The following is a 7,306-nucleotide window of genomic DNA, read 5'->3' on the forward strand; positions in this document are numbered from 1 at the left end:
GGGTGCGCGTTCAGGGCGCCGGCAAGCGCTGGCGCACCGCCTCGTACAGGCAGATGCCGCTGGCCACCGAGACGTTCAGGCTCTCGACCGCACCCAGCATCGGGATGGACACGAGACCATCGCAGGTCTTGCGCGTGAGCTGGCGCAGGCCCGTGCCTTCGGCGCCCATGACCAGCGCCGTCGGCGCCTTCAGGTCGGACTGGTACAGCGTCTGCGTCGCCTCGTCGGAGAGACCCAGGCACCAGATGTTGCGCTCCTTCAGTTCGCCCAACGTGCGCGCGAGATTGGTGACCATGAAGTACGGCACCGTCTCGGCCGCCCCGCTCGCCACCTTCGCGACCGTGGCATTGATCCCGACCGCGTGGTCCTTGGGCGCGATCACCGCGTGCGCGCCGGCGCCATCGGCCACGCGCAGGCAGGCGCCGAGGTTGTGCGGGTCGGTCACGCCATCGAGCACCAGCAACAGCGGCGGCACGGCGATGCCATCGAGCAGGTCGTCCAGCGAGGTACTGACCGCCATCGGCTCGACGCGGGCGACCACGCCCTGGTGACCGGCGCTGCCGGCCAGCTGCGACAGGCGCAGGCCGTCCGCGGTGATGGGACGCAGCCCCGCCTCCTGCAGCTTCTGCTGGAACTGCCGCATGCGGGCGTCCCTGCGCGTCGCGTCGACGTAGATCTCGATGATGGATTTGGGCGCGGTGCGCAGGCGCACACCGACCGCATGGAAGCCGAACAGCACTTTGGGAGAGGCAGACATGGAGGGATTATCCCGTCCGGCCCCTCCCCCCCGGATGCGCGCTCAGTCGATCTTCGCGCCCGAGGCCTTCACCACCTGCGCCCACTTGTGGATGTCGTCGGCCAGGATGCGCGAGAACTGCTCCGGCGTGGTCGCATACGGGTCGGCGCCGTTGGCCGCGAATTTCTCCAGCAGGTCGCGGTCGCGCAGGACCTCGGCGACGTCGGCGTTGATCTTGCGGACCACGGGCTCGGGGGTGCCGGCGGGCGCCAGCAGGCCGAACCACGGGCTCAGCTCGAAGCCGGCCAGGCCGCCCTCGGCCAGCGTCGGCACGTTGGGAAACGCCGGCGAGCGCTTCGCCCCGGTCACCGCCAGCGCCCGCACCTTGTCGCCGCGGATGTGCGCGGCCACCGAAGGCAGGCTGCCGAAAGTCAGCTGGATCTGGCCGCCGATGGTGTCGGTCAGCGCGCCGGCCGCGCCCTTGTACGGCACGTGCACGAGCTTGATGCCCTGGTTCAGGTTGACCATCTCGCCCAGCAACTGATTGAGCGAGCCGTTGCCGGCCGAGCCGAAGTTGACCTGCCCCGGGTGGGCCTTGGCATAGGCCACCAGCTCCTGGGTCGTCCGGGCCGGGAAATTCTGGTTGACCACCAGCGCGAACGGCACGGTCGCCACCGTGGCGACGGTCGCGAAATCCTTGTACGGATCGAAAGGCAGCGAGCGATACACGCTGCCGTTGATGGCTTGCGTCCCCACGTAGCTCATGAGAAGCGTGTAGCCGTCGGCCGGCGACTTCGCCACGAATTCGGTGCCGACGTTGCCGCCCGCGCCCGGCTTGTTGTCGACCACCACCGGCTGGCCCCAGCGCTCGGAGAGCTTCTGGCCGACGATGCGGGCCAGCGCGTCGGAGGCGCCGCCCGGCGTCTGCGGCACCACGATCTTCACCGCCCGGTTCGGAAACGATTGGGCCCAGGCCGGGCCGGCCATCAGCGTGGCCGCAGCCAGAGCGATGGCAAATTGCTTGCGATTCAACATGAGGTTTTTTTCTTTCAGCGGGGCGTGTCACCGGCCAGCGTGATGCGATGCATCAGGCGCCGGTAGCCGTGGTAATCGTTGACCGGGTTGTGCTGCACGCAGCGGTTGTCCCAGAAGGCGATCGATCCCGGCTGCCAGCCGAAGCGGCAGGTGAATTCCGGCTTCACCTGGTGCTGGTACAGCCAATGCAGAAGCGGCGCGCTTTCGTCCTCCGCCATGCCGTCGAAACGCAGCGTGTGGGCGATGTTCACGTACAGCGCCTTGCGCCCGGTCTCGGGATGGGTGCGCACCACCGGGTGCGCCGACACGTAGTCCTTGCGCGCTTCGGCGCGGCCATCGCTGGCGATGCGATCTTCCCGCGTCTTGGAGACATCCGCCTTGGCCGAGCTGTTGATCGCCACCAGCGGATCCAGCAGCTTGCGCATGCCTTCGGAGAGCGCCTCGTACGCGAGGTACTGGCTGGCGAACAGCGTGTCGCCCCCGAAGGGCGGCACTTCGCGCGCGAGCAGCATGGAGCCCATGGGCGGCTGTTCGAGGTAGCTGGTATCGGAATGCCAGATGCCGCCGAAGTTGCTGCGCTCGTGCTCCAGCTTCTTGACCTCGATGATTTCCGGGAAGCCCTCCAGGCCTTTCACGAAGGGATACTCGATCGGCTTGCCCATCGCCTGCGCGAAGCGCAGGTACTGCTGCGGGCTGAGCTGCTGGTCGCGAAAGAAGATGACCTGGTGCGCGAGGAACACCTCTCGCACCTGCGCGGCCTGGGATTCGGTGAGGCCGGCAGCGAGGTCGAGACCGTGGATCTCGGCTCCCAACGCCCCGGCGATACGCTTGACTTGCAATTGCGGCATGGTGCCGCCGATGCTAACGACAGCCCGTGATGCGGCCCATGTGGGAATCCCTCAGGGGACGATGCGCCCCGCCTCGATCGTGATGCGATGCTCGCAGCGCTCGGCGATGGCGTGGTCGTGCGTCACCAGCACCAGCGTGGTCCCCTGCTCGCGATTCAGGGCGAACATCAGCTCCATCACCGTCTCGCCGGTCGCGAAGTCGAGGCTGCCGGTGGGCTCGTCGGCCAGCAGCACCGCTGGCTGCACGACGAAGGCGCGGGCCAGCGCCACGCGCTGCTGCTCGCCGCCGGAGAGCACGCGCGGATAGTGGCCCAGCCGCTGCGAGAGGCCCACGCGCGCCAGCATCTCGGCGGCGGTCTTGCGGGCATCGCGGCGATCGGCCAGCTCCAGCGGCAGCATCACGTTCTCCAGCGCCGTGAGGTTCCCCATCAGCTGGAAGCTCTGGAACACGAAGCCGACTTTGCGCGCGCGCAGTCCGGCCCGCGCATCCTCGTCGAGGGCGAACAGGTCCTCGCCCGCGATGCGCACCGTGCCCTGCGTGGGGGTGTCGAGGCCCGCGATGATGGACAGCAGCGTGCTTTTCCCCGAGCCCGATGCGCCCACGATGGCGGCAGTTTCCCGGGCCGCCAGGGAGAAATCGATATCGCGGAGAATGGCGAGTGTGCCGGTGGAATCGGTCACCGACTTGTGAACGTGTTCGACGGAAATGATGGATTCAGCCATGCGTTTGGTGTCTTTGCGGCGGCGCGCAGCGATCGCTGGCCTGCTGGCGCTCGCTTGCGCTGGCGCGGTGCGGGCGGCAGCGGCGCCGGTGGTCCTGGTGGTCGGTGATTCGCTGAGCGCCGAGTATGGCCTGAAGCGCGGCTCCGGGTGGGTCGCGCTGCTGCAGCAGCGCTTGGCGCAGCAGAAGATCGCGGCCGACGTGATCAACGCCAGCATCAGCGGCGACACCTCGTCGGGCGGCCGCGCGCGGCTGCCGGCCTTGCTGGCGCAGCACAAGCCGGACCTGGTGGTGTTCGAACTCGGCGCCAACGACGCCCTGCGCGGGCTGCCGCTGGCCGGCACCGAAGACAACCTGGCGCAGATGACCCAGGCCGCGCAGAAGGCCGGCGCCCGCGTGCTGCTGGTGGGCATGCAGGTGCCGCCCAACTACGGCAGCGACTATGCCAACAAGTTCAGCGGCCTCTTTCCGAAAGTCGCGAAGCAATACGGGACCGGGCTCGTGCCTTTCCTGCTGCAAGGCGTGGCCGATGCGCCGGATGCGCGCGACCTGTTCCAGGCGGATGGCCTGCATCCGCTGGCGCAGGTGCACCCGCGCATCCTGGAGAACGTCTGGCCGGAGTTCCGCAAGGCCCTGGCGGCTGCCGCCAAGGGAAAGCACGTGGGGGCTGCCGGTTCATGAGCGTGAAGCCGATTGCGGCCGCCGACGCGATGGCGCGGCTGGCCGAGTTCGATGCCGTGATCGATGCGCGCAGCGAGTCCGAGTACGCCGAGGACCGCCTGCCGGGCGCGCTCAACTGGCCCTCGCTCGATGACGCCCAGCGGCACGAGGTCGGCACGCTGTACAAGCAGGTCAGCCCTTTCGAGGCGCGCAAGCGCGGTGCCTCGCTGGTGGCGGCCAACATCGCGCGCCACATCGCGCGCGAGGTGATCGACAAGCCCAGGGAGTGGAAGCCCCTGGTGTATTGCTGGCGCGGCGGCCAGAGAAGCGGCTCGCTGTCGCTGGTGCTGGGGCAGATCGGCTTCCAGGTGCAGATCGTCGAGGGCGGCTACAAGGCTTTCCGGGCCGCGGTGCTGGCCGAACTGCCGGCGCTGGTGCAAGGACTCTCGTTGCGCGTGATCTGCGGGCCCACCGGCTCGGGCAAGACCCGGTTGCTGCAGGCGCTGCAGGCGGCGGGCGCGCAGGTGCTGGACCTCGAAGGCCTGGCCAGCCACCGCAGCTCGGTGCTGGGCTTGATCCCCGGTCAGCCGCAGCCCACGCAGAAGCGCTTTGACACGCTGGTGTGGGAGCAGCTGCGCAGCTTCGATCCGGGCCGTACGGTGTACGTCGAGAGCGAAAGCAAGAAGGTCGGCAACGTCGCGGTGCCCGAGTCGCTGATGACGGCGATGCGCGCGAGCCCGTGCCTGCGCCTGGACCTGGCCGATGACGAGCGCGTGCGCCTGCTGCTGGAGGACTACGACTTCTTCAGCCGCGATCGCGACCTGTTCTGCGAGCGCCTCGCTGCGCTCACGCAGATCCGCGGGCGCGAACAGGTGCAGGCCTGGCAGGCGCAGGTGCGCGCGGGCGCGCTCGAGCCGGTGGTGCGCGAGCTGCTGGTGAAGCATTACGACCCGGGCTACGCGAGCTCGACGCACCGCAACTTCCAGGGTTTTGCGCAGGCCCAGGCGATCGCGCCGAGGGATCGCACGCCCGAGGCGATGGCGGAACTCGCACGCGAGTTGGTCGGCCTGTAGGCTGGGCTGCCCGAAGGGCACCCCAGCGCTACGCGGGGAAGCTGGGGTTCGCTGCGCGAAGCCCAGCCTACGAATGCCCCGCTGCGCGGAGCGCCTGCAAGGCCTGATCGATATCCGCCTGCAAATCCGCCACATCCTCCAGCCCCACCGAAAACCGCACCAGCACCCCCTTGTGCGGCCACGTCGCCAGCTGCGCGCTGCGCATCGAGGCAATGTCGTAGGGCACGACCAGGCTGACCGGCCCGCCCCAGGAATAACCCAGCTTGAACAGCTTGAGCGCATCGCAGAAGGCATCCACCTGCGCGGTCGTGAAGCGCTCGTGCAAGACGATGGAAAACAGGCCGGCCGCCAGGCCCTGGTCGCCGCAGAGCGCCTGCCAGTGCGCATGCCCGGGCGAGCTCTCCAGCGCCGGGTGCAGCACCTGCACGATCTCGTCGCGCTGCTCGCACCAGCGCGCCAGAGCGCGTGCGGCCACATCGTGCGCGCGATAGCGCAAGGCCATGCTGGGAAGCGAGCGCAGCACCGCCTCCGCGTCGTTCGCCCCGATGCCCCAGCCCACGCGCATGTGCGTGAGCTTCACCTGCTGATGCAGCTGGTCGTCGCGCGTGACGATGCTGCCCATGAGGACATCGCCGCCGCCGCTGGGATACTTGGTGAGCGCATGGACGGAGAGATCCACGCCGAGCTCTTCCCCCGGCACCAGGTCGAAGGGATTGAAGGCCAGTCCCGCACCCCAGGTGTTGTCGAGCGCGCAGGTCACGCCCTTGCGGCGACAGATGCGCACCAGCTCCGGCAGGTCGGGAAACTCCATCGTCACCGAGCCGGGCGCCTCCACCCACACGAGGCGGGTGTGCGGGCCGATGCGTGCCTCCAGGTCCTGCGGCTTCATGGGGTCGTACAGGCGATGCGCGATGCCCCAGGCGCGGAACTCGCCGTCCGCGAGGTTGCGGCTCGGCCCGTACACGTTGTCGGGCAGCAGGACCTCGTCGCCCGTCTTCAGCAAGGCCATCCCGGCGTTGGCGATCGCCGCCAGGCCGCTGGGCACCAGCACGCACTGCAGCCCGCCCTCCAGCGCCGCGATCCGTTCTTCCAGCAGGAAGGTCGTCGGCGTTCCGTGCAGCCCGTACGTGTACCCGGTCTTGTGCTTCCAGTCGCGCGCGCGCATGGCGGCGACATTGGCAAAGATGACCGTGGAGGCCTTGAACACACCAGGCTGCGGCGCGGCAAAGCCGGCCGGGGGGACATAGGGATGGTGGATGAGGTCGGTGACCGGCTTCGTCATGCGGTCATCGTAGCGACTGTTTGAAACCCGACAACCGAACGCAGAGACGCAAAAGTTGCGCACAAGACGCAGAAAAAGTCCGTTTGTTCATGAAACCCTGATCACCCTTCAATGGTTTCCTTCTGCGATTTCCGCGGAACTTCTGCGCTTTCTGCGTCCGGTTGTTGCTCTTTCCCTCTTCCTTCAGATCTTCCACTTCTCCAGCAGCTTTTCCGGACGCATGCCGTCGTAGCTCTCGAAGGGCTGGTGGATCCAGGGATTGGTCGCGAGGAATTCGACCGAGTAGTCCGGGGTGAATTTCGACAGGCCCTTGGTCCACAGCACCGCGCTGCGCAGCTCGGTGATCTTCTCGTACTTGGTGCGCAGCATGTCGACCACCTTGTGCAAGGTCAGGCCGGAGTCGGCGAGGTCGTCGACCAGCAGCACCTTGCCCGCGATCTCGCCGCGGGGCGTGGTGATGTAGTGGGCGATGTCCAGGTGGCCCTGCACCGTGCCGGCGTCGGCGCGATACGAGCTGGTCGACATGATCGCCAGCGGCTTGTCGAAGATGCGCGACAGCACGTCGCCGGGCCGCATGCCGCCGCGTGCCAGGCACAGGATGGTGTCGAACTCCCAGCCCGACTGGTGCACCTTGATCGCCAGCTTCTCGATCAGGTTGTGGTACTCGTCGTAGCTCACGTACAAGTGCTTGCCGTCTTCCGTCAACATGCTTCGTTCCTTCCTATCGCTTCACTGGCTGCCGCTCACGCCAGGTAGGGGTGGCGCATCATGATGGTGTGGTCGCGGTCGGGGCTGGTGGAGATGATGTCGACCGGCACCCCGGTCACCTGCTCGATGCGCTGCAGGTACAGGCGCGCGTTCACCGGCAGCTTGTCGTACTGGGTGACGCCCACCGTCGATTCGGTCCAGCCTTCCATGGTCTCGTAGACCGGCTTGCAGCGCGAAATCTCG

At 67.8% G+C, this 7,306-nt stretch carries 9 protein-coding genes; 2 read left to right on the forward strand and 7 right to left on the reverse strand.

The window, feature by feature from the left end; all coding sequences use genetic code 11:
* Window positions 1-10 precede the first annotated feature (10 nt).
* Genes rlmB through JWP60_RS16455 form a run of 4 tightly spaced genes read right to left on the reverse strand, consistent with a single transcriptional unit; the run spans window position 11 to window position 3,342 of the window.
* Window positions 11-757, reverse strand: a complete 747-nt coding sequence (gene rlmB, locus JWP60_RS16440) for a 23S rRNA (guanosine(2251)-2'-O)-methyltransferase RlmB (RefSeq protein ID WP_299793610.1) — start codon at window positions 755-757, stop codon at window positions 11-13.
* Between the two features lie 42 nt (window positions 758-799).
* Window positions 800-1,771 (reverse strand): tripartite tricarboxylate transporter substrate binding protein, encoded by a 972-nt coding sequence (locus tag JWP60_RS16445; RefSeq protein WP_299793612.1) that lies wholly within the window; start codon window positions 1,769-1,771, stop codon window positions 800-802.
* A gap of 14 nt (window positions 1,772-1,785) precedes the next feature.
* Window positions 1,786-2,619 carry a TauD/TfdA family dioxygenase gene (locus tag JWP60_RS16450; protein WP_299793614.1) on the reverse strand — a complete coding sequence of 278 codons (834 nt, stop codon included), beginning with the start codon at window positions 2,617-2,619 and terminating at the stop codon, window positions 1,786-1,788.
* A gap of 51 nt (window positions 2,620-2,670) precedes the next feature.
* Window positions 2,671-3,342 carry an ABC transporter ATP-binding protein gene (locus JWP60_RS16455; protein ID WP_299793616.1) on the reverse strand — a complete coding sequence of 224 codons (672 nt, stop codon included), beginning with the start codon at window positions 3,340-3,342 and terminating at the stop codon, window positions 2,671-2,673.
* Between JWP60_RS16455 and JWP60_RS16460 the strand changes: the two genes are divergently transcribed.
* A complete protein-coding gene (locus JWP60_RS16460) occupies window positions 3,341-4,021 on the forward strand; it encodes an arylesterase (protein WP_299793617.1) in 681 nt (226 codons plus the stop codon). The two genes, JWP60_RS16455 and JWP60_RS16460, sit on opposite strands and share 2 nt — an antisense overlap.
* Entirely contained in the window at window positions 4,018-5,073 is a 1,056-nt protein-coding gene (mnmH, locus tag JWP60_RS16465; RefSeq protein WP_299793618.1) for a tRNA 2-selenouridine(34) synthase MnmH, read from the forward strand. Before JWP60_RS16460 ends, mnmH begins: the two co-directional genes overlap by 4 nt.
* Window positions 5,074-5,140: 67 nt before the next feature.
* Here the strand turns inward: mnmH and JWP60_RS16470 are convergent, their stop codons facing one another.
* The 3 genes from JWP60_RS16470 to JWP60_RS16480 form a co-directional block, all read right to left on the reverse strand.
* The gene (locus JWP60_RS16470) at window positions 5,141-6,355 is read right to left on the reverse strand and encodes a PLP-dependent transferase (protein ID WP_299793619.1); all 1,215 of its coding nucleotides are present in this window, start codon (window positions 6,353-6,355) and stop codon (window positions 5,141-5,143) included.
* A 183-nt stretch (window positions 6,356-6,538) separates the two neighbouring features.
* Window positions 6,539-7,063 (reverse strand): phosphoribosyltransferase, encoded by a 525-nt coding sequence (locus tag JWP60_RS16475; protein WP_299793620.1) that lies wholly within the window; start codon window positions 7,061-7,063, stop codon window positions 6,539-6,541.
* Between the two features lie 35 nt (window positions 7,064-7,098).
* Window positions 7,099-7,306, reverse strand: a 208-nt coding sequence (locus JWP60_RS16480; protein WP_299793621.1) for an adenylosuccinate synthetase, incomplete at its 5' end; no start/stop codon positions are given.

The organism is Ramlibacter sp. (assembly GCF_028291745.1).
In the GTDB taxonomy this organism is placed as follows: Bacteria; Pseudomonadota; Gammaproteobacteria; order Burkholderiales; family Burkholderiaceae_C; genus Ramlibacter.